Consider the following 19954-nt stretch of genomic DNA (forward strand, 5'->3'; position numbering starts at 1 on the left):
GCCCGCCGCCGTGGCCGAGCCCGTGGCGGAGCCCGCAGCGGCCGTGGCGGAGGCGGCCCCTGCCTCCGTCGTCGGCCGGGAGCGCCGGGTACCGATCAAGGGCGTACGGAAGGCCACCGCCCAGGCGATGGTCAGCAGCGCCTTCACGGCCCCGCATGTGACCGAGTTCATCACCGTCGACGTCACGCGCACCATGAAGCTCGTCGCCGACCTCAAGCAGGACCCGGACATGGCCGGGCTGCGGGTGAACCCGCTGCTGCTGGTCGCCAAGGCCTTCCTGGTGGCCATCCGGCGCAACCCGGACATCAACGCGTCCTGGGACGAGGCCGCCCAGGAGATCGTCTACAAGGACTACGTCAATCTCGGCATCGCGGCCGCCACGCCCCGGGGGCTGATCGTCCCCAACATCAAGGACGCGGGCTCGCTCACCCTGCCCGAACTGGCGTCCGCCCTCGGCGAGCTGGTCTCCATCGCCCGCGAGGGCCGGACCAGCCCGGCGGCGATGTCCGGCGGCACGGTCACCATCACCAACGTCGGCGTCTTCGGCATCGACGCCGGCACCCCGATCCTCAACCCGGGCGAATCCGCGATCCTCGCCTTCGGCGCGGTCAAGCTCCAGCCGTGGGTCCACAAGGGCAAGGTCAAGCCGCGCCAGGTGACCACGCTCGCGCTCTCCTTCGACCACCGCATGGTCGACGGCGAGCTGGGCTCCAAGGTGCTCGCGGATATCGCGGCCATCCTGGAGCAGCCCAAGCGCCTCATCACCTGGGGCTGAACCTCGGGCGGAACCCCAGGGCCGAGCCCCGGGCTGAGCCCCAACCCCGTACGGCCCGGCTGCCTCCCGCAGCCGGGCCGTCGGCATGACAGCGACGTCCCATATCCCGGACGGTCCACGCCACGCATACCTGTTGTATCTATGATGTGCGCATGCCTCCCGCCCCCGTCCCCGTCAGCCCGACCGCCAAACAGCCACCCGCCGCCGAACGCGTCTACGCGCATGTCAAACAAGCCGTCCTCGACCGCCGCTACGAGGGCGGCACACTGCTGACCGAGGGCGATCTCGCCGAGGCCGTCGGCGTCTCGCGCACCCCCGTGCGCGAGGCCCTGCTCCGGCTCGAGGTCGAAGGGCTGCTCAAGCTCTATCCGAAGAAGGGCGCCCTGGTGCTGCCCGTGTCCGCGCAGGAGATCGCGGACGTCGTCGAGACCCGGCTGCTGGTCGAGCGGCACGCCGTCGCCAAGGTCGTCCCGGCCGGGCAGCGGCTGATCGCCCGGCTCGAGGAGCTGCTGGAGGAGCAGAAGGAGCACGCGGCGGCCGGGGACCTGAACGCCTTCGCGGTCGCCGACCGGTGCTTTCACGCCGAGATCGTACGGGCCGCGGGCAACGGCATCCTGGCGCATCTGTACGACCAGTTGAGGGACCGCCAGCTGCGGATGGGCGTGGCCACCATGCACGCCGAGCCCGACCGCATCGCCAAGAACATCACCGAGCACACCGAGATCCTGACCGCCCTGCGCTCCGGAGACGCCACGGCCGCCGCCGGGCTCGTCGAGCGCCACATCAGCTGGGTGAACAACCTCGCCCGGGGTGAGGAGCGATGAGCGACGTCCGGCTGCCCGGCGATCCGCCCGGAGGGCGGCGTGCCGCCGCCGTCTGGGGCATCGGGGTCGCCGTCTACTTCATGGCCATCACCTACCGCACCAGCCTGGGTGTGGCCGGCCTGGACGCCGCCGAGCGGTTCCACATCAACGCCTCGGCGCTGTCGACGTTCTCGATTCTCCAGGTGCTCGTCTACGCGGGCATGCAGATACCCGTCGGCCTGATGGTCGACCGGCTGGGCACCAAGAAGGTGCTCACGCTCGGCGTCGTGCTGTTCACCACCGGTCAGCTCGGCTTCGCCCTCTCCCACTCGTACGGCTTCGCGCTGGCATCCCGCGCGCTGCTCGGCTGCGGTGACGCCATGACGTTCATCAGCGTGCTGCGGCTGGGCTCGCGCTGGTTCCCGGTCCGCCGCGGACCGATGATCGCGCAGGTCGCCGGGTTGTTCGGGATGGCGGGCAACCTGATCTCGACCCTGGTGATCGCCCAGGCGCTGCACACCCTCGGCTGGACCCCGACCTTCGCGGGCAGCGCCATCGGCGGTGCCCTCGTCCTCGTCCTGGTGCTGGCCTTCCTCAAGGACCACCCGGAGGGGTACGAGCCCGTCCCCGCCACCCACTCCGGCGCCGCCTTCGTCCGCCGGCAGATCGCGGCGGCCTGGCGCGAGCCCGGCACCCGCCTCGGCATGTGGGTGCACTTCACCACCCAGTTCCCCGCGATGGTCTTCCTGCTGCTGTGGGGGCTGCCCTTCCTGGTGGAGGCCGAGGGGCTGTCCCGCGCGTCCGCCGGCGAGCTGCTGACCCTCGTCGTGCTCTCCAACATGGCGGTCGGCCTGGTCTACGGACAGGTCATCGCCCGGCACCACGCCGCCCGCGCACCGCTCGCCCTCGGTACGGTCGGGGCCACCGCGCTGCTGTGGGGCGCCGTACTGGCCTGGCCCGGCGACCACGCGCCCATGTGGCTGCTGATCACGCTGTGCGTCGTACTCGGCGCCTGCGGACCCGCCTCGATGATCGGCTTCGACTTCGCCCGCCCCGCGAACCCGCCGGAGCGTCTTGGCACCGCCTCGGGCATCGTCAACATGGGCGGCTTCACCGCCTCGATGACCACCCTGCTGGCCATCGGCGTGCTGCTCGACGCGACCGGGGGAAACTACCGCGCCGCCTTCGCCTCGGTGTTCGTCCTCCAGGCCCTCGGCATCACGCAGGTGCTGCGGCTGCGCGGGCGGGCGCACCGCCGGGAGCGCGAGCGCGTCGTCGCGAGCCGCGTCGAGGCGGTGCACGTACCGGCGTGACCCCGCCTGTCCCGTCCGTTCCGCTCGTTCCCTGGGGAACGCATACGCCCTGAGGTATCTCCCATGCCTCGGGGCGCCTCAGGCTTGTGTCTCAGGCAGGCGCCTCAGGCCGTGACGGCGAAGTTGGCCAGGATCGCGTCGGCCAGCTGCTGGTCGCCCTCGATCTTCAGCTTGTCGGCGACCGCCTCCGGCCGCACCCGCCCGCACGCCAGGCGCAGATACGTCTCCCAGTCCACCGCGATCGTCACGGTCGGCCCCAGCGAGACGCTGCCGTCGATGGTGGCCCGGCCCTCTGCGTTGACCCGCACCGTCCGCATGAACTCCAGCGCGCCGTTCACATCGAAGACCACCGCCGAGCTGGGCGCCGCGCCCGCGTCCTCGGCGACCACCTTCGGAAGCGCGGCCAGCAGACGGTCCCGGGCGATGATCGCGCCCGGCGAGTCCAGATTGCCCGGCTTCCCGAGCGCCCGCCGCAGATCCTGCTCATGCACCCATACATCGAAGGCCCGCGCGAGCAGGGCCTTCTCCAGGGCCATCTCGCCCCCGCCCGGCCAGCGCACCATGGCGTCCGGCTGGCGCTTCTCGTTCCGCAGCTGCCGGCTGCGGCGGATGATGGTGTAGTCCAGCTCGGAGGTCATCTCCGGCGCGGTGTGGCAGCGCCGTACGTCGACCTGGACCTCCATATAGCGCGCGTGCTCGCTGGTGACGTGGAACAGGTCGCGCGGCAGCGAGTGGATCGGGCGCGGATCGCCGAGCATCTCGGTCTCGAGGCCGATGACATGCGAGACCACGTCGCGCACCGACCATCCGGGGCACTCGGTGGCCCGGTTCCACTCCCCTTCGACAAGCGGATTCACCAACTCGAATATCGCTTCGACGGAATGGGTCCAGGCGTCGATGGAAGTCTGCAGGCTGGGATGGACGGTCACGGGACCCCTCGGGCGGTTCGTACGCGGGCTGGGTGCTTGTGTGTGCGTTTAAGTTACGCTGCGCACGAGCACCCCGGGAGTGCTTTCGCGTCTGATCGTAGGCCCGGATTCGCCGCTCGGTCGCTGAGAGCGGTGGTAGGCTGCGCGCCCGCCCGCCGCAGATCCGGAGGAATCCGGACGATCCGGTTGAAATCCCTGGGGTGTTGCCTCAGCCCGCGATATGGCGGTAGCCGGTGACCCTTTCGGGCGCGGGCAGGGGGGCCAGCCGGACGGTGAGGCCCGTGCCCGGGGCGTGGATGACCTTGCCGCCTCCGATGTAGAGCGCGATGTGGCCGTCACCGTTGGACAGGACCAGGTCGCCGGGGCGCAGTTCGGCCCGGGTGGTCTGCTTGCCGGCGTATCGCTGGGCCCAGGTGGTGCGGGGGAGCTTGACCCCGGCGGCCTGCCAGGCCCGCATGATCAGACCGGAGCAGTCATAGCCGCGGGGGCCGGTGCCGCCCCAGACGTACGGCTTGCCGAGCTGGGCGCGGGCGTAGGCGACGGCCTTGGCGGCGCGGCCTGAGGTGTGCTGCTCGGGGTGCTTCTTAGCGGGCTTCTTGGCGGGCTTCTTGGCGTGCTTCTTGGCGTGCTTCTTGACGTGCTTCTTGACGTGCTTCTTGGCCTTGGTCTCGGCGGTCTTCTTGCCGCTGTCGTCGCCGTCATCGGCCCTGGGCCCGCTGTCCGCCGACGCCGGTCGTTCGACGGCGTCCCCCGCGACCGTCCCGGGCAGGTTCAGGGTGTCGCCGGCGTAGATGAGGGTCGAGCTGCCGAGCTCGTTCAGCTTCTGCAGCTTCTTGACGGTGGTGTGGTTCCTCTCGGCGAGGCCGTACAGCGTGTCGCCGGAGACCAGCACCACCGTCGTCGGCGCGGCGGGTTCGACGGTGCCCGGCCGGGCGTCGGCGCCCCGGTCCGCCTCCGTCTCCTTCGGCTGCTCGGTCGGGGTCTTCGCCTCGGCCGGCGGAGCCAAGGTCACCTGCTGAGAAGGCGCGGGCGACTGCGCGGAGGCCCGGTCGTCCGGTCCGTGCACGGCCAACAGTGCCCCAGCCAGGACCGCGAGGACGGTCAACACGGCCAGCGCGCCGGTGCGCACCGCCGCCCGTGCCACCGTGGCCAGCAGCCCTCGCCGCGCGGCGCGCGGTTTGGCGTGGGCGGCCGACGACGACGTGGTGCGGCGCCCGGCGGCCCGTATGTGCTCTCCCATCACAACCTCCTTCGCGGGGCCCCTGGCTCGGGGCATGAAAAGGAGGCTGCTGGGGCGCGAGGGTGTCCGGCAACGCATGGGCCGTCTGGGACAGTCCGGATCTGTCTGCGCAGCTCAGGCCCCTTCGGACAGCCGCACCTCGCCCCTTGCCAGACGGAGTTGGGACCATCCCGGCATGCAATTCGACGACCCCTCCGAGATGAGCCGAGAGTGCGCCGAACGGCTCGGCGAGCGGGCCGGCCGACAGTTCGCGGCCATGGCCCGCCGCGGCTTTCGACTGGAATCCCCCACGGACCACGCCCCGGCCACCGGCCGCTGCCGGCTCGGCGGCCCCGCCCTCCTCGAACCGGGCACCCCCTGGCCCGAGGTCGGGGGCATCCCGCTGTCCCTGCACGCCGTCCTCGACACCGACGCCCTCGCCCCCTGGCTCGGGGACCAGCTGCCCACGCGGCCGGGCCTGCTCAACTTCTTCTATCTCGATCCGGACCTGCCGTACCAGGAGTACTCGAGGCTGGAGGACGGGCCCGAGGCGTGCCGCGTCATACCCGCCGACCCGGCGCGGGCGGTCGAGACCGCCGCCCCCGAACCGGCGCGGAGCTATCCGGCCACCCCCGTCCACGCGGTCGAGGTCACCATGCTCCCGGACTCCTGGGACGTCGAGGACGGCGACGTCGCGTACGACCGGGACGAGCACTGGGGCGCGACCTCGCTCATCCTCGATGTGATGAGCGACCTCGACGGCAACACCTCCGGTGGCCACTGCGCCTTCGGCTGGCCCGACACCTCGTACGCGTCCTGGGTGACCCCCCGCGACGCCGACGGCCCGGCGGTCCATCTGCTCCAGCTCCCGGAGGACTCGGAGCTCGGATGGGGCTGGGGGGACGCCGGGACGATGTACTTCACGATCCCGGCGAAGGCGTTCTCGACGGGGGACTTCAGCAAGGCCCAGGCGGACATGCGCTGCTGCTGAGCCCGGACACCCATGCTGACCTGCGCAGACGATCCTGGACGGGCCCGGACGCCCAGAACCGTTGCCGGACGTGCCGGACACCCCGAGGCTCTTGCCCATCGCCCCGCACCGCCGGGCAGCGCCCCGTCGAAGGCGCCGCCCCGCGTGCTGCCGGGCCCGCCCTGCCGCTCACCGGTGTCGACGACCGCAGGCGGGCGCGACTGGAGCCTCATTCCTTCAACGCAGGAGCATCAGCATGCGCATCACACGAGCCGGGCGCACCCGCAACCTGGTGGTCGCGGCACTCGCCGGCAGCCTGCTCGCCGGCGGCGCGGCGGTCGTCGCCGGCGACAACCTCTTCACCACGGACGCCTCCGCGAAGCCCGCCGACACCATCGCCAACGCCGCGGCGGAGGTACCGCGGTCGGCCGCCGAGGCAGCGGGCTGCAAGACCTACACCTCGCACTGGGAGGTCCGCAATCACATCGTGAACATCAAGACCGCCGACATCAAGATCCGCATCACCCGGTGCCTGGATTCGTCCGGGGCGCTGACGCCAAGCAGCACCACCCGCATCTTCGCCACGACGACGACGGCCGGCGACTTGCTCTACGGAGTCACGGCCACACCGGAGACCGCTCCCGCCATCGTCAAGGCGACTGACAGCCAGTACGTCCTGCAACAGGACGTCGAGCACAAGACCTGCCTGGGGACCAAGTACGGCCCGTGGTGCGACCACAACAACATCACGTTCACGATCACGATGGACAACAGGAAGGGACTCGAGTGGCAGGTGAGCGCCAAGGACACGAGCCGCGATGACGACATCGTGGCTGCCTGACCCTCACGTGGAACAAGAGCATGCCCCTCCGGGATGCCGCATGATCCGTGGGCTCGCCTCGGCCGAGGCGAGCCCACGGATACGCGAGGGGCACCCGGCGCCTTCCGGCGCACGAGTGGCACTCTTGACGTCATGAGTAAGCGAGCCCGTGTCCGCGCCCCTGAGCTGCAAGGACGTACCTGGATCAACACCGGCGGCAAGGAACTGTCCCTCGCGGACTTCCGAGGCAGCATATTGATCCTGGACTTTTGGACGTTCTGCTGTGTGAACTGCCTGCACGTCCTGGACGAGCTGCGTGAGCTGGAGGAGAAGCACCGCGACACCGTCGTGATCGTCGGTGTGCACTCGCCGAAGTTCGTCCACGAGGCCGAGCACCAGGCGGTCGTCGACGCCGTCGAGCGCTATGAGGTGCATCACCCCGTGCTCGACGACCCCGAGCTGGCCACCTGGAAGCAGTACGCCGTACGGGCCTGGCCGACGCTGGTCGTGATCGACCCCGAGGGGTACGTGGTCGCCCAGCACGCGGGCGAGGGGCATGCGCACGCGCTCGAGACGCTGGTGGCCGAGCTGGAGGCCGAGCACGGTGCCAAGGGCACGCTGCGGCGCGGCGACGGCCCGTATGTGCCGCCGGAGCCGGTCGCCACCGAGCTGCGGTTCCCGGGCAAGGCGCTGCTGCTGCCCGGCGGCACCTTCCTGGTCTCGGACACCACGCGCCACCAGCTGGTGGAGCTGGCGGCGGACGGTGAGAGCGTGCTGCGGCGGATCGGGTCCGGTGAGCGGGGGCTCGTCGACGGGCCCGCCGACCGGGCGCGGTTCAGCGAGCCGCAGGGGCTTGCGCTGCTGCCGGACGGCACGGTGATCGTCGCCGATACGGTCAACCACGCGCTGCGCTCCCTGGACCTGGCGACCGGCGAGGTGCGGACGGTCGCTGGGACCGGGCGGCAGTGGTGGCAGGGGTCCCCGGCCGCCGGGCCCGCTCGTGAGGTGGACCTGTCCTCGCCGTGGGACGTGGCCTGGTTCGCGGACCGGCTGTGGATCGCCATGGCGGGCGTCCACCAGCTGTGGACGTACGACCCGGCGGACGGGACGGTGCGCGCGGCCGCCGGTACGACGAACGAGGGCCTGGTCGACGGGCCGGCCGCCGAGGCGTGGTTCGCCCAGCCGTCCGGGCTGGCCGCGACCGAGGACCGGCTGTGGATCGCGGACTCCGAGACCTCGGCGGTGCGGTACGTCGAGCGGGACCGTGATGGGGCTGCGGGTGGCTTTGTGGTCCGTACGGCCGTGGGCACCGGGCTGTTCGACTTCGGTCACCGCGACGGCCACGCCGACCAGGCGCTGTTCCAGCACCCCCTCGGCGTGACCGCGCTGCCCGACGGTTCGGTCGCGGTCTCGGACACCTACAACCACGCGCTGCGCCGCTTCGACCCGGCGTCCGGCGAGGTCAGCACCCTCGCCACGGATCTGCGCGAACCGTCGGACGCCGTGCTGGTGGACGGCGACATCGTGGTCGTCGAGTCGGCGCGGCACCGGCTGACCCGGCTGCGGCTGCCCGAGGAGGCCGTACGCGTGGCGGCGGTGGCCCACCGCACCCAGCGCGCCGCCACCGAGATCGCCCCGGGGACGCTGCGGCTCGACGTCGTCTTCCAGGCCCCCGCCGGGCAGAAGCTCGACACCCGCTACGGCCCCTCCACCCGCCTGCTCGTCAGCTCCACCCCGCCCGAGCTGCTGGCGGAGGGCGAGGGGGCCGGTACGGACCTGAGCCGCGAGCTGGTGCTGGCGGACGGGGTGACGGAGGGTGTGCTGCACGTCTCCGCGATGGCCGCCTCCTGCGACGACGACCCGCTGAACGAATACCCGGCCTGCCATGTGCACCAGCAGGACTGGGGCGTCCCGGTCCGGGTCACCGACGGCGGCGCGACCAGGCTGCCCCTGGTGCTCGCGGGGATGGACGAGGACGAGTAGCGCCGTCAGGGCGTGAGCACCAGACGCCCGCGCAGGCCGCCCACCGCCAAGCGGCGGTGGGCTTCCTGGGCCTGATCGAGGGGCAGAGTGTCGGCCACCCGCAGGGTCAGCCGGCCGGCGGCGGCCAGCGCGGACAGCTGGGCCAGCGCGGTGCCGTCCGCCGAGATCCAGTGGTTGGCCGACCGAATGCCCCGCAGCCCGACGGGTGCGTCGGCGGCCACCGCGACGAACGCGCCCGCGTTCCGTACGGCGGCGAGCGCCGGCAGCCCGGCGCCCGCCGCGTCCAGGGCCCCCGCCACGCCGCCCGGGACGAGCGCCCGCACCGCCGCGGCCAGGTCCGGTGCGTCCCGTGCGATGAACCACTCCGCGCCCAGCCCTCGTACCAGCTTCTCGTCCGCCGCGCCCGCGACGGCCGCCACCCGCAGCCCGCGCAGCGCGGCCAGTTCGACCGCGAACCCGCCGGCCGCGCCGGCCGCGCCCGTCACCAGCAGCGTCGCTCCGCTCGGCAGATCCAGGGCGTCCAGCGACTGCCAGGCCGTGAGGCCGTTCAACGGCAGCGTCGCCGCCGCTGCCGCCGGTACGCCCTCCGGCGCCGGAGCCACCGCCGTCGCGTCCAGGACGACGTATTCGGCGTAGGTGCCCAGCGAGACGTCCAGCAGATCCCGCAGCCCGATCACCGGATCGCCCGGGCGGAACCCCCGTACCCCGCCGGGCCCGGTGGCATCCACCACGCCCGCGACGTCCCAGCCCAGCCCGGTCTGCGCGCGCGGCGCCATCCGGCCGGCCGCGACCAGCGTCCCGGCGCGGGTCAGCAGGTCCACGGGGTTGACGGTCGCCGCCGCCACTCGGATCCGCACCTGCCCGGGGCCCGGCTCGGGCCGTGGCACCTCGGGGATCTCTATGGCTTCCGGCCCGCCGTACGTCCGTACCACGGCGGCGCGCATCACGGTCCGCTCGGTCATTGTTCCCAGCTCCTCACCTCGGTCGGGGGTTGACCACGCCCGCCCAACGTAGGGAGAGTTGCTCTCCAGAGGTAAGTACGTACCTGGAAGTGCCCAACCCACGCCGAGGAGAGCCACCGTGCCCACCCGGACCGCCGCCCAGCGCCGGGCCGAGGCCCGCGCCGCCTACGACGCCTTCATCGCCGAATGCCCCACTCGGCACCTCCTGGATCGCATCGCCGACAAATGGGTCAGCCTCGCCCTCGCCGCCCTGGCCGGCGGCCCCATGCGCTACAGCGAACTGTCGCGCCGACTGGCCGGAGTCAGCCAGAAGATGCTCACCCAGACCCTGCGCAATCTGGAGCGCGACGGTCTGGTCACGCGAACGGTCACGCCGTCCGTGCCGGTCCGGGTGGACTACGCCCTCACCCCGCTCGGCGAGAACCTGGCCGGGCTGATGCGGTCGGTCAAGGAGTGGGCGGAGGCGCATATGGACGACGTCCTGACCGCGCGAGCCGCCTACGACGACGCCACTGGGGCGCCTGGCAGCGGATGACGTCCAACGCGATGGCGTCGCCAGGAATCGTCGTCAGGAATCGTCGTTGTCAGGAGTTGTCATCGTCAGGAGTCGAGGACGACGACCATCTTGCCCTTGGCTGCGCCCGCCTCCATGACGCGATGCGCCTCGCGTATCTCCTCGAACCGGAACACGCGCGAGGGCTTTGCCTTGAGGCGGCCCGCCGCCACCTGCTCGGCGATCGTCTGGAGTGGCACATCGGACAGCGGGAAACCGGGTGTCCCGAAGACAAAGCTGCCGAAGAAGGTCAGATAGACGCCGCTTGCCATCTGTAGCAGCGGGTTGAAATCGCTGATCGGGTCGAGCCCGCCGAGCCAGCCCGCCAAGCAGGCGCGGCCGCCTCGGCGCAGCATGGCCAGGGAATCAAGGATGGTGCTGTTGCCCACAAGGTCGAGTACCGCGTCGATCTGCTTGGCCTCGGCGATCCGCTCGGAAAGGTCCGGGCTCTCCAACTCGGCTCGCTCCACGCCGAGTTTTTCCAGCAAGGCAAACCGTTCGCGGTTGCGGGAAGTGCCGATAACGCGCGCACCGGCGTTCACCGCGAGATTGACCGCGGCCTGGCCGAAGGCCGAGGTCGCTCCTCGGATGACCAGAGTCTGCCCCGGGGCGATCTCCAGATTGCGGAACAGGCAGGTCCAGGCGGTGGCGTAGGTTTCCGGGATGACGGCCAGTTCGGCCCAGGGCAGGTCGGACTCGATGCTCGCCACATTCGATGCCCGCACCCGGGTGTATTCGGCGTAACTGCCGTTGATGGTGCGCCCGAGGCCGCCCATCAGCGCCGCGACCTTCGCACCGAGGGGGAACTCACCACCGGGGCAGGATTTCACCAGGCCGACGCATTCGATACCGCTGACCTTGGCGGCCTCTGCCCATTCACCCCTGCGCATATGCATCTCGGCGTGGTTGAGGCCGAATGCCTTGATGTCGATGACGACATGACCGGCCTTCGGCTCGGGCTCCGGTAGTTCCGTGTAGACGAGGCTGTCCGGTCCACCGAACTTTTCGATGACGATGGCACGCACGATATGGCTCCGGGTGATAGCGGACCCTCTTTTTCACGCTAGCCCAGGCGGTCGCCGCTCGCGATCGGACCGGCCACATACAGCGGGTCCGCATGAACACCCCCTCGCCTCGGCCTCCGGGATCTGGCGAGGGGCATCCGTCATACCTGGCGGGACGCTCCGTCCGGGCGAATCTCAGCGAGTCAGGAGCTCCAGCATCTGCGTCGTGTCGGAGAGGTCTTCAACCACGGTCGCAGCTCCTGCGGTCCGGAGCCCATCCGCGCTGGTGTGTCCAGTGGCCACACCGATCACGCGGACGCCCGCGTCCAGCGCGCCCTGCACATCGGCGGGAGTATCGCCGAGCAGCACAGTCTGTGTTGGGAGCGCCTGAGCACGCTTGAGGGCCGTACGCACCAACTCTGGCCGTCCGTCGGCATCTTCGCCGAAGGCACCGATCGTGAGGTCCAGGTGGCGGTCGAGACCGAAGGCGGTCAGCTTGACCTCGGCGGCGGCGCGGATATTGCCGGTCACCACCGTCTGCGCGATGCCGTCGCGCACTGCCAGGGCAGCGAGCAACGACGGCGCCCCGGGGAGGGCATGCCCACGCTCGCGAAGCTCGGCAGCACGTCGCATGTGTGCGGTGCCGAGCGCTTGTGCGAAGCGCTCGAATTGCCTGCGGTCGTATTGCAGTCCGTGTAGCTGCAGCGTCTCGCGGAGAATGACCGGCTCGGTCGAGCCGTCGATCTTCGCCTGCTCCTGCATGGTCCGGCCGGTGATCTCTTCGAACGCCTCGGCCCACAACTCACGGCCGACACCCCGGGTGTCCACGAGCGTGTGGTCGATGTCCCACAGCACGATCCGCTTCGCTGACACTGCCCACCCTTTCGATCGTTGGATAACGACTCCACGCGGTGACTCGCACCATACGCTGAGTAGGAACACGCATGGAGGTTGGCATGGTCGCACCCGATCTGCCCATCGGCGACAGAATCAGGCACTACCGCGGCGCGCGGCGGCAAGACGTCGTCGCCGGTCTTGTCGGGATCTCGCCTGACTACCTCTCGCAGATCGAGAGAGGTCTGAAGATCCCGTCGTTACCCATCCTGTACTCCATCGCTCGGGAGCTGGGAGTGCCCACCGCCGCACTGATCGCTGAGACGGCCGGGCCCATCACCACGTCCCCCGACACCACCGAGCCCGCGATCGTGCAGACCCTAATGGGTTTCGGGCCGCTACAAAGCGCTTCCGGCGCAGATCCGGCCCTGCTGCGTGAGCGGGTGGATGGCGCGTGGCAGAAGTGGCAGAGCAGCAAGACCCGGTTCACGGACGTGGGGCAGGTCTTGGCCGATCTGATCACGGACGTAGAGCACGCCGCCAGAGCTCACCGTGGAGCCGGAGACGCCAGCGCGCGTCGCGACGTCATGCGTGTGACGGCCGACCTGTACTTTCTGCTGCGGTCGTACCTGCGTCGTACCGGCCGGGTAGATCTGTCGATGATGGCCGCGGACCGCGCTGTGCGGGCCGCCGAAGAGGCAGATGATCCGCTGCGGATGGCAGCCGCGCAGTGGAATCTTGGCCATGTCCTCCTCGCTGCTCAGGACCTCGATGGCGCGGAGCAGGTCGCGCTGCGCGCGGTTGAGCAACTGCGGGCAGTACCCATGGCGGAGCCGGATCGCGTTGCCATGTCGGGCGCGCTGCACTTGCTGGCGGTGGTCGCAGAGGCGCGGGGCCGGAACTGGTCGGCAGCGCGAAAGCGGTTGCAGGAACGGGCGGCCCCAGCGGCTGAACAGTCCGGTGAGGGCAACATCATGTGGACTGTCTTCGGCCCCACCAATGTGGTCATCCACTGTGTCAGCATCGCGATGGAGGCCGGTGACACGAGTGAGGCCCTGCACGTCGCTGACGATGTGGACACCAGTCGCCTTCCGTCGATGGAGCGGTCGTTCACCTTCAATCTGGAAGTGGCGCGCTGCCACAGTCTGCGCCGGGAGGACGCCGCAGTGCTCCTGAGCCTGAGGGATCTCGAGCAGTTCGCGCCGGAGGATCTGGCGCGCACGCTTCTGGCACGCGAGCTGATTCTCACGGTGATCCGACGCGGCCGGTCGATGCACGCCAGGCAGGCAGAGAAGCTTGCTGAGCGGATCGGCGTCTTCTGACCGACGAGCCTGTGGTGCACCCGAACTGACAGCTCGGGTGATCAGCCTCCGGTGTCTCTACGGTCGGTCATCACCTGATCACCGATGATGTCGGGGGCTCCTGTGGAGACGACGAACACCGACCCGGTCCTGCCATGGACGCCGCCGAGCGGCCGTAGCGCACAGCTTCAGCCCGCGGGCAAATCGTGGGACGTCGTGCGCGTCCCCCGCCACATCGGTGAGCAGGCCCTGGAACTGCTCGGCGACGACGTGGGCGCGGTCATCGAGAATCCCTTCGACGGGGTGCTGTGCTGGCTCATCGCTCCCGGGGTGGCCGCCGCCTGGGACATGAGCGCGCTGCCCAGCATCCAAGTCTGGGGAGCGACCGCCTATATCGAGGTGCCCTCCATCGACTGTCGGAGGGGTCCCGGGGTGCGCTGGCGCGTACCGCCCCGGGACCGGCACCTCACCGACCCGGCGCCTCTCTTCGCCGCGCTGAAGATCGCGGCCAGCGCGGCGCTCGGCCCACGTAAGGGGGCCGCCCGGTGACGCAGTGCTGCTATCGCTGCGACAAGCCCACCCGCGAGCCGATCACCGTGCTGCGCGCAGCCGCATCCGGGCCAGGCTGCCTGCGACACCTGTGCCCGGACTGCAACCGCCGCTGGCCGCACCCCGACGCCGACCTCTACACGGTGCTCGTCACCCTGCAGCGCGAGAGGCAGACGACATGACCGTCCCGGTCGGCGCCCGGCGAATGTCCGCGTACTGCGCGCTGTACACGGCCGAGCCCGACACCACGCCCGCCGAGATCCACTCATTCTGCAAGGGGCCAGGCGAGGTACGAGCGCAGCCCATACCGCCCGCGACCCGCGGCGCGCTCATCTTCACCGTCCGCTGTGGCTGCGACTGCCACAAGACCCCGCCCATCGAGGTGCTGAAGGCGGACGCCACATAGACAGGTGGGCCGCTGCTGGTCCGGCCATGCCCCGTGCCGGACTCCTGTCGCACAGCCGGCGGCCCACCCCCAGAGCCCCTGCCCATCAGAGGGCAGGGCCAAGGGGGCTTCGGTCCTGACAGCACCGTGCCGGAGCCCCGTCCAGAAAGCCTCGCCCCGGCCTCCCGCTTGCAGGCCAGTGGCCGGGACGAGGACCGCGTAACCGCGCGGGGACACCCCTGCGCGCATGAACACCCAGGAGAACCCATGCGATTACAGCATGCCGTCCGCCAGGACCCGGACGATCGCGACACCATGCCCGACACAGACGCCCCGACACCCGGCGGGCAGAAGCCCGGCGATTCGGACGACGGACGCCAGTACGCGAGGTAGCGAGCGCCAGGCGCCGTAGGTAGACGGCGGCCCCGTCCTCAGACCGCCCCCGCCGCAGGGCGGGGCCGCCCCACCACGCAGGAGCCCCCCGTATGACAGCACCGCCCCCACTCATGCCCGACCACTGGCACTGCTACCGATGGTCCGGCGATCGGCGAACCTACGACGACGAATCCGTGCGCCGACCGCCGCATCTCGTCGCCTGGGACATCTCGCCCCAGGAGTGGAAGCAGATCGCGGCGGCCAGCCCCGCCTTCATGGCGAGCGAGGTACCGCCGCTGGAGGTGCCGCACTGGCTGTTACGCCCGGCGAGGATGATCAAAGCCACCTTCGAGGAGCCGGAGAAAGCCTCGGCCTGGTACCGAGACCAGGTCACCGACCTGGCCCCCTCCTTCATGACCGACCACGACAAGGATCCCGCGCGGCGAACCGAGCGGTTCGCGGCGGCGGATGACCGGCTTGGCTGGGGCGGGGATGTCGTCGGAGGGTGGTATCTGCGGGGTACCGGGTTCGCCTCAGTGCAGGTGGTCGCGTGCAGCGTGAATCGGGTCCGCCCGACGATCCCCTGCCCGATGATCCCCCGGCCACCGTTGGGAGGCGCCCCCTGATGCATCCGGCCCGGAAAACCGACGGCCCCCGCCGGAGGGGACCGGTCGGGGGACGTCGGTGCGGGAAGCCGGGGGGGAGTTGGCTTCCCGGGTCTGTGGGCTGAGCCCGAGGGTGGGTTAGTCGAGGGCGTTGGCCAGGTCGCTCTGCCAGTACGTGACCTGGGCGGTGTCGTCGATGTAGACGGAGCCGCCGGGCAGTTCGACCGACTTGGAGTCGTCGGAGCCTTGGAGGAAGACCTCCAGGGAGGTGGCCTTGTAGCCGTTCTGGCCCGAGCCGTCGGCGGACGAGGTACGGATCCCCGCGTACGCGGTCTCGCCCGGGGCGAGGGTCACGACTGCCTGCGGCTTGGAGTCCTCGTACACGGGGGTGGCGGCCTGGGCGTCTTCGCCGAACTTCAGGATCGGGTAGCCGGGCATGTTGCAGTCCACGCCGGCGTGGTTGTTGACCTCGAGCACCATGTAGTTGACGGGCCGCTGAACGCTCTTGACGCCGATCGTCAGCTTGTTGATGTCACAGGGGCCGATCTCCTGCTCCGAGTTGTCCGACCCACCGGAGCCCCCGGAGCCCTTGGCACCGTCCTTGGAGGACCCGGCCTGCTCGGTGCCGCCGCCCTTCTTCCCGTCGCTCGCGCCGCCCGTGGCATCCGAGCCGCCGGACCCGTTGGAGCCGGACGCCTGGTCGGCCGGGGCGGAGGTCGCACTGTCCGGCTTGCCCTCGCTCTCGGTGCCGGTGCCCTCGTTGCTGTTGCAGGCGGTGAGGGTGAGGGCGGCGACGGCGGTCAGGCCGACGGCGGCCAGGCGCAGGGTGCGGGCGCGGCGCGCGGTGAAGGCGGTGATCGACATGGTGGGTTCCCCCCAGTGGGACTTGGCCGTTTCCGGTCTGTCTTTCTCGGTACGGCTAAGCCTGTCGTCCCCCACTGTCGTTCGACTGCCGCACCACTGCCGCCCGACTGCCGAGCCGCTAACGTCCCACTAACGCCCCGCCCTCAGCGCCCTCCAGCTACTTCCGGGTCCGCGCTCTACTGCCAGGTCGCGGTGTCGGGGTCGATGCTGTGGGCGCGCGCGCTGGCGTCGATGATTCGACGGAACCACGTGGCAAGGCCGGGGCGGATGCCGTCGTAGTGGGCAGCAAATCCCGGATCGGCCTCATACGTGCGGCCGAGACAGACCTGCATCTGCCTGGTGAGGGGAAAGTACGAAGCAAAAACTTCGCGGTGCCGCTCGACGAGTTGGTTCGCTTCCGGGCTACCAGGTGTGACGCCGGCGTCCATCGCATCCCCGAGGGCGCGGTCGAGGTCGGCAACGGCGTCGGCGATGGCCTGCCATTCCTCCGGACCGCGGGAGGCTGAGCGTTCGGCGTACTGCCGCCATTGCGTCGTGTCTCCGTAACGCTGACGGGCTTGGGCGGGCGAGTCCGGGTTCCACTGGGGGCCGCAGATCGCGGCCTGCTGCTCGATGGTCAGCAGCAGGCCGCGCTCGTGGGCGTCGATCATCCGGTCCAGTCCGGCGCTGAGCTGCTGGAGGCGGTCGATCCATTCAGCGACCTGGGCGCGCTGTGCGCGCAATGCGCCGGGCACGTCTGCGGTCGAGTCCTCCAGGATGGCCCGAATCCTGTCCAGGCCGAGACCGATGTCACGGTAGACGACGATGCGGTGCAGGCGTTCCAGATCGCCGGCGGTGTAGAGCCGGTATCCGGCAGCCGTGCGCAGCGACGGTCGCGCCAGACCGATCTCGTCCCAGTGGTGCAGCGCGCGGACTGTCACGTCCAGACGCGTCGAGACCTGCCCGACGGTCAGGCCATCGGCGTCAGTGGCTTCAGGCATGCTCCTCATTGTCGCCGTGACGGTCGCCCGGTGGCGGTGGGGTGATCCCGATGGCTGCAAGGTTCCGCGCCTCCTGACTGGCCGGATCGAAGGGCTTCGCCGCAGTGAAAACGATCCGTGCGTTCTCGGGGGTGATCACCTCCACATCGCGGGTGTTCCAGGGAGTGTCCCGTGGGCCGTCGACCGAGTTCGGGCGCAGCGCACGGCATGCCTCGACAAGGGAATCGACCTGGCTGAGCACACCCGCGAAACTGAAGCTCATCGCTGGTGGCTGCTCCGGAACGCTCGCCGCCGTGACGAGGAGTACGTCCTGGAACGCCCATCGGCGCAGATGCACAAGCCTGCCGGGGATGCTGAACAGCTCGAAGAACCCGAGCCCACGAATCCAGAAGTCCACCGAAGCCGCCAAATCGCTCGTGGGGATCGTCACGAACGCGGGCATTCCGTAGATGCCACGGAACGGCTCCGGCGGAACCGCATCCGGGCCGGGAGCGAGCACGGGACTCATCTCAAACGCGTTGTATTAGTCACTCATGCACCCCACCCTCCGGCCTCACGCAACGTGAGGGTCAAGCCGGATCCGCCCGACCATCCCCTGCCCGGCGCACTGCTCTCACCCGCTCAGCCATTGATCAATCTCAGCGCTGATCCGCGCCTTCAACCCCGCGGGGGCGAAGCTGCCCTCGACCGAGGCGCGGGCCAGGTTCGCCAGTTCGGCGTCGCTGTATCCGAAAATCTCCCGGGCGCGCTGGTACTCCGCCGCCAATGACGTCTCCCCGTCGGTGTTCACGGTGACCGTCAGACCGGCCTCGACCAGGCGCGGCAGCGGGTGCTCCGCCAGCGACGGCACCAGCCCGAGCAGGACGTTGGAGGAGGGGCAGACCTCCAGCGGCACGCGGCGGCTGCGCAACTCGGCCACCAGGTCCGGATCCTCCAGCACGCGTATGCCGTGGCCGATCCGCTCCGCATGCCCCACCGTCAAGACCTCCCGGACGCTGGCCGGGCCGGCCGTCTCCCCGGCGTGGTGCACCAGGTGCAGCCCCGCCTCGCGGGCGGCCTGGAGTACGTCGGCGAAGGGCGCAGCCGGATAGGACTCGTCTCCCGCGAGGCCGATGGCGATCACCTGCGGGTACCGGGTGGCCAGCTTGAGGCTGTGCCGCAGCCGCTCGACGGGGCGACGGCGCGAGTGGTCCAGGATGACCCGGGTGTGGATGCCGTACCGTTCCGCCCCGGCGGCCAGCCCCTCCAGTACGGCTTGCAGCGGCATCTCCGGGTCGCCGACGCGCTCGCCGTGGGCCGCCGCGGTGAAGGTGACCTCCGCGTAGCGGACGCCCTGGCCCGCCTCGTCCTGGCAGAACTCCTCGGCGATGCGGCGGAAGTGCCGATGGTCGCGTAGCAGCGCGCGCACCGCGGCCCGCTGGTCGGCGAACTCCCTGAAACTGGTGAACGGCCGGTCCTCGACGGGCGGCTCGCCTCCCAGCTCGCGGATGGTTGTACGGCGGACAGTGCTTTCCAGATGGGTGTGCAGATGGGCCTTGGGCAACAGCCGAAGATCTCTCACGGCAGGACCCTAAGCAGCCGGGGCCCGCGGCGCCGACATTATTTCGGCGCCGCCGCGGCCAGGCGTCGGCCCGATCCAGCGGACCGGGCCCCGCGCCGAAAAGTTTCTTCGCAAACCACCCGGGCGACGATAGAAAAGAGCACTGATCAGCGCCGACACCGAACGGAGCATGATTTTGACCTCAACGGAACGCGCCATCGCCGCCGCCGAGGCACACAGCGCGCACAACTACCATCCGCTTCCGGTCGTCGTCGCGTCCGCGGAGGGCGCCTGGATGACCGATGTCGAGGGGAGGCGGTACCTCGACATGCTCGCCGGGTACTCCGCGCTCAACTTCGGGCACGGCAACCGGCGGCTGATCGACGCCGCGAAGGCCCAGCTGGAGCGGGTCACGCTCACCTCCCGCGCGTTCCATCACGACCGCTTCGCCACTTTCTGCTCACAGCTGGCCGAGCTGTGCGGTATGGAGATGGTGCTGCCCATGAACACGGGGGCGGAGGCGGTGGAGACGGCCGTGAAGACCGCGCGGAAGTGGGGCTACCGGGTCAAGGGGGTCCCGGACGGGCGGGCGAAGATCATCGTGGCGGACAACAACTTCCACGGCCGGACGACCACCATCATCAGCTTCTCCACCGACCCCGAGGCCCGGGCCGACTTCGGTCCGTACACGCCGGGTTTCGAGATCGTGCCGTACGGCGATCTGGCCGCGATGGAGGCGGCCCTGGACGCCGCCGGGGAGGACGCGGTGGCGGTGCTGCTGGAGCCGATCCAGGGCGAGGCGGGGGTGCTGGTGCCGCCGGACGGGTATCTGGCCGGGGTCAGGGAGCTGACCCGGGCGCGGAATGTGCTGTTCATCGCGGATGAGATCCAGTCCGGCCTGGGGCGTACCGGCAAGACCTTCGCCTGCGAGCACGAGGGCGTCGTCCCGGATGTGTATGTGCTGGGCAAGGCGCTCGGCGGCGGTGTCGTGCCGGTGTCGGCGGTGGTGTCGTCCCATGAGGTGCTTGGCGTGTACCGGCCGGGCGAGCACGGTTCGACCTTCGGCGGGAACCCGCTGGCCTGCGCGGTCGCGCTGGAGGTCATCGCCATTCTGCGGACCGGTGAGTTCCAGCAGCGGGCGGCGGAGCTCGGCGAGCATCTGCACAGCGAGCTGGGGCTGCTGGTGGACA

Annotated in this window: 23 protein-coding genes; 14 read left to right on the forward strand and 9 right to left on the reverse strand. The window is 70.4% G+C overall.

What is annotated here, in order from left to right:
• From CCN51_RS14705 to CCN51_RS14715, 3 genes are all read left to right on the forward strand, one after another.
• Window positions 1–775: dihydrolipoamide acetyltransferase family protein (locus CCN51_RS14705; RefSeq protein WP_245881622.1), on the forward strand; the 775-nt coding region annotated here is incomplete at its 5' end.
• A gap of 152 nt (window positions 776–927) precedes the next feature.
• Complete coding sequence (locus CCN51_RS14710; RefSeq protein ID WP_014178030.1) at window positions 928–1599, forward strand: GntR family transcriptional regulator; 672 nt, start codon at window positions 928–930, stop codon at window positions 1597–1599.
• Window positions 1596–2891, forward strand: a complete 1296-nt coding sequence (locus CCN51_RS14715) for an MFS transporter (protein WP_014178031.1) — start codon at window positions 1596–1598, stop codon at window positions 2889–2891. Before CCN51_RS14710 ends, CCN51_RS14715 begins: the two co-directional genes overlap by 4 nt.
• Window positions 2892–2995: 104 nt before the next feature.
• Here the strand turns inward: CCN51_RS14715 and CCN51_RS14720 are convergent, their stop codons facing one another.
• Both CCN51_RS14720 and CCN51_RS57360 read right to left on the reverse strand, forming a co-directional pair.
• Window positions 2996–3820 (reverse strand): maleylpyruvate isomerase family mycothiol-dependent enzyme, encoded by an 825-nt coding sequence (locus tag CCN51_RS14720; RefSeq protein ID WP_014178032.1) that lies wholly within the window; start codon window positions 3818–3820, stop codon window positions 2996–2998.
• A 208-nt stretch (window positions 3821–4028) separates the two neighbouring features.
• Window positions 4029–5060 (reverse strand): C40 family peptidase, encoded by a 1032-nt coding sequence (locus tag CCN51_RS57360; RefSeq protein WP_014178033.1) that lies wholly within the window; start codon window positions 5058–5060, stop codon window positions 4029–4031.
• A gap of 175 nt (window positions 5061–5235) precedes the next feature.
• Between CCN51_RS57360 and CCN51_RS14730 the strand changes: the two genes are divergently transcribed.
• The 3 genes from CCN51_RS14730 to CCN51_RS14740 all read left to right on the forward strand — a co-directional run bounded on the left by CCN51_RS14730 (window position 5236) and on the right by CCN51_RS14740 (window position 8812).
• Window positions 5236–6030 (forward strand): DUF1963 domain-containing protein, encoded by a 795-nt coding sequence (locus CCN51_RS14730; protein WP_014178034.1) that lies wholly within the window; start codon window positions 5236–5238, stop codon window positions 6028–6030.
• A 235-nt stretch (window positions 6031–6265) separates the two neighbouring features.
• Window positions 6266–6850, forward strand: a complete 585-nt coding sequence (locus CCN51_RS14735) for a hypothetical protein (RefSeq protein WP_014178035.1) — start codon at window positions 6266–6268, stop codon at window positions 6848–6850.
• A 132-nt stretch (window positions 6851–6982) separates the two neighbouring features.
• Window positions 6983–8812: an NHL domain-containing thioredoxin family protein gene (locus CCN51_RS14740; protein WP_014178036.1), complete on the forward strand. Its 1830-nt coding sequence runs from the start codon at window positions 6983–6985 to the stop codon at window positions 8810–8812.
• A gap of 5 nt (window positions 8813–8817) precedes the next feature.
• Here the strand turns inward: CCN51_RS14740 and CCN51_RS14745 are convergent, their stop codons facing one another.
• Window positions 8818–9774 (reverse strand): NADP-dependent oxidoreductase, encoded by a 957-nt coding sequence (locus CCN51_RS14745; protein WP_014178037.1) that lies wholly within the window; start codon window positions 9772–9774, stop codon window positions 8818–8820.
• Window positions 9775–9892: 118 nt separating this feature from the next.
• Between CCN51_RS14745 and CCN51_RS14750 the strand changes: the two genes are divergently transcribed.
• Entirely contained in the window at window positions 9893–10309 is a 417-nt protein-coding gene (locus CCN51_RS14750) for a winged helix-turn-helix transcriptional regulator (RefSeq protein ID WP_014178038.1), read from the forward strand.
• Window positions 10310–10374: 65 nt separating this feature from the next.
• Here CCN51_RS14750 and CCN51_RS14755 read toward each other — a convergent pair whose 3' ends face one another.
• Complete coding sequence (locus tag CCN51_RS14755; RefSeq protein WP_014178039.1) at window positions 10375–11352, reverse strand: zinc-binding alcohol dehydrogenase family protein; 978 nt, start codon at window positions 11350–11352, stop codon at window positions 10375–10377.
• 174 nt (window positions 11353–11526) lie between these two features.
• Entirely contained in the window at window positions 11527–12204 is a 678-nt protein-coding gene (locus tag CCN51_RS14760; RefSeq protein ID WP_014178040.1) for an HAD family hydrolase, read from the reverse strand.
• Between the two features lie 83 nt (window positions 12205–12287).
• Between CCN51_RS14760 and CCN51_RS14765 the strand changes: the two genes are divergently transcribed.
• From CCN51_RS14765 to CCN51_RS14785, 6 genes are all read left to right on the forward strand, one after another.
• Entirely contained in the window at window positions 12288–13487 is a 1200-nt protein-coding gene (locus CCN51_RS14765; protein ID WP_043490878.1) for a transcriptional regulator, read from the forward strand.
• A gap of 102 nt (window positions 13488–13589) precedes the next feature.
• Entirely contained in the window at window positions 13590–14015 is a 426-nt protein-coding gene (locus CCN51_RS14770) for a hypothetical protein (protein WP_086859617.1), read from the forward strand.
• Window positions 14012–14197, forward strand: coding sequence for a hypothetical protein (locus tag CCN51_RS14775; protein WP_014178043.1), 186 nt, complete (start codon window positions 14012–14014; stop codon window positions 14195–14197). Before CCN51_RS14770 ends, CCN51_RS14775 begins: the two co-directional genes overlap by 4 nt.
• A complete protein-coding gene (locus CCN51_RS14780; RefSeq protein ID WP_014178044.1) occupies window positions 14194–14421 on the forward strand; it encodes a hypothetical protein in 228 nt (75 codons plus the stop codon). Before CCN51_RS14775 ends, CCN51_RS14780 begins: the two co-directional genes overlap by 4 nt.
• Before the next feature lie 246 nt (window positions 14422–14667).
• Window positions 14668–14793: a hypothetical protein gene (locus tag CCN51_RS59210; protein WP_014178045.1), complete on the forward strand. Its 126-nt coding sequence runs from the start codon at window positions 14668–14670 to the stop codon at window positions 14791–14793.
• A 92-nt stretch (window positions 14794–14885) separates the two neighbouring features.
• Complete coding sequence (locus tag CCN51_RS14785; RefSeq protein WP_055413976.1) at window positions 14886–15401, forward strand: hypothetical protein; 516 nt, start codon at window positions 14886–14888, stop codon at window positions 15399–15401.
• 117 nt (window positions 15402–15518) lie between these two features.
• On the opposite strand, the gene CCN51_RS14790 is transcribed toward CCN51_RS14785, so the two are convergent.
• The 4 genes from CCN51_RS14790 to add form a co-directional block, all read right to left on the reverse strand.
• Window positions 15519–16244, reverse strand: a complete 726-nt coding sequence (locus CCN51_RS14790) for a DUF4232 domain-containing protein (protein WP_086859619.1) — start codon at window positions 16242–16244, stop codon at window positions 15519–15521.
• A 176-nt stretch (window positions 16245–16420) separates the two neighbouring features.
• Window positions 16421–17224, reverse strand: coding sequence for a MerR family transcriptional regulator (locus tag CCN51_RS14795; RefSeq protein WP_014177320.1), 804 nt, complete (start codon window positions 17222–17224; stop codon window positions 16421–16423).
• Complete coding sequence (locus CCN51_RS14800; RefSeq protein ID WP_014177321.1) at window positions 17217–17732, reverse strand: VOC family protein; 516 nt, start codon at window positions 17730–17732, stop codon at window positions 17217–17219. The genes CCN51_RS14795 and CCN51_RS14800 overlap by 8 nt, the downstream gene beginning before the upstream one ends.
• Before the next feature lie 105 nt (window positions 17733–17837).
• Window positions 17838–18785, reverse strand: coding sequence for an adenosine deaminase (gene add / locus CCN51_RS14805; RefSeq protein WP_043487053.1), 948 nt, complete (start codon window positions 18783–18785; stop codon window positions 17838–17840).
• Between the two features lie 175 nt (window positions 18786–18960).
• On the opposite strand from add, the gene rocD reads away from it, so the two are divergent.
• Window positions 18961–19954, forward strand: a 994-nt coding sequence (rocD, locus tag CCN51_RS14810; protein WP_086859621.1) for an ornithine--oxo-acid transaminase, incomplete at its 3' end; no start/stop codon positions are given.

It is taken from the genome of Streptomyces milbemycinicus, assembly GCF_002154605.1.
GTDB classification, from domain to species: Bacteria; Actinomycetota; Actinomycetes; order Streptomycetales; family Streptomycetaceae; genus Streptomyces; species Streptomyces milbemycinicus.

What these genes read in the sequence shown, in the direction of transcription:
- CCN51_RS14765 (WP_043490878.1), top strand. Translation starts at nt 12,288, where the DNA reads ATGGTCGCACCCGATCTGCCCATCGGCGACAGAATCAGGCACTACCGC.
- CCN51_RS14785 (WP_055413976.1), top strand. Translation starts at nt 14,886, where the DNA reads ATGACAGCACCGCCCCCACTCATGCCCGACCACTGGCACTGCTACCGA.
- CCN51_RS14780 (WP_014178044.1), top strand. Translation starts at nt 14,194, where the DNA reads ATGACCGTCCCGGTCGGCGCCCGGCGAATGTCCGCGTACTGCGCGCTG.
- CCN51_RS57360 (WP_014178033.1), bottom strand. Translation starts at nt 5,060, where the DNA reads ATGGGAGAGCACATACGGGCCGCCGGGCGCCGCACCACGTCGTCGTCG.
- CCN51_RS14800 (WP_014177321.1), bottom strand. Translation starts at nt 17,732, where the DNA reads ATGAGTCCCGTGCTCGCTCCCGGCCCGGATGCGGTTCCGCCGGAGCCG.
- CCN51_RS14790 (WP_086859619.1), bottom strand. Translation starts at nt 16,244, where the DNA reads ATGTCGATCACCGCCTTCACCGCGCGCCGCGCCCGCACCCTGCGCCTG.
- CCN51_RS14715 (WP_014178031.1), top strand. Translation starts at nt 1,596, where the DNA reads ATGAGCGACGTCCGGCTGCCCGGCGATCCGCCCGGAGGGCGGCGTGCC.
- CCN51_RS14745 (WP_014178037.1), bottom strand. Translation starts at nt 9,774, where the DNA reads ATGACCGAGCGGACCGTGATGCGCGCCGCCGTGGTACGGACGTACGGC.
- CCN51_RS59210 (WP_014178045.1), top strand. Translation starts at nt 14,668, where the DNA reads ATGCGATTACAGCATGCCGTCCGCCAGGACCCGGACGATCGCGACACC.
- CCN51_RS14740 (WP_014178036.1), top strand. Translation starts at nt 6,983, where the DNA reads ATGAGTAAGCGAGCCCGTGTCCGCGCCCCTGAGCTGCAAGGACGTACC.
- CCN51_RS14710 (WP_014178030.1), top strand. Translation starts at nt 928, where the DNA reads ATGCCTCCCGCCCCCGTCCCCGTCAGCCCGACCGCCAAACAGCCACCC.
- CCN51_RS14795 (WP_014177320.1), bottom strand. Translation starts at nt 17,224, where the DNA reads ATGCCTGAAGCCACTGACGCCGATGGCCTGACCGTCGGGCAGGTCTCG.
- CCN51_RS14735 (WP_014178035.1), top strand. Translation starts at nt 6,266, where the DNA reads ATGCGCATCACACGAGCCGGGCGCACCCGCAACCTGGTGGTCGCGGCA.
- CCN51_RS14730 (WP_014178034.1), top strand. Translation starts at nt 5,236, where the DNA reads ATGCAATTCGACGACCCCTCCGAGATGAGCCGAGAGTGCGCCGAACGG.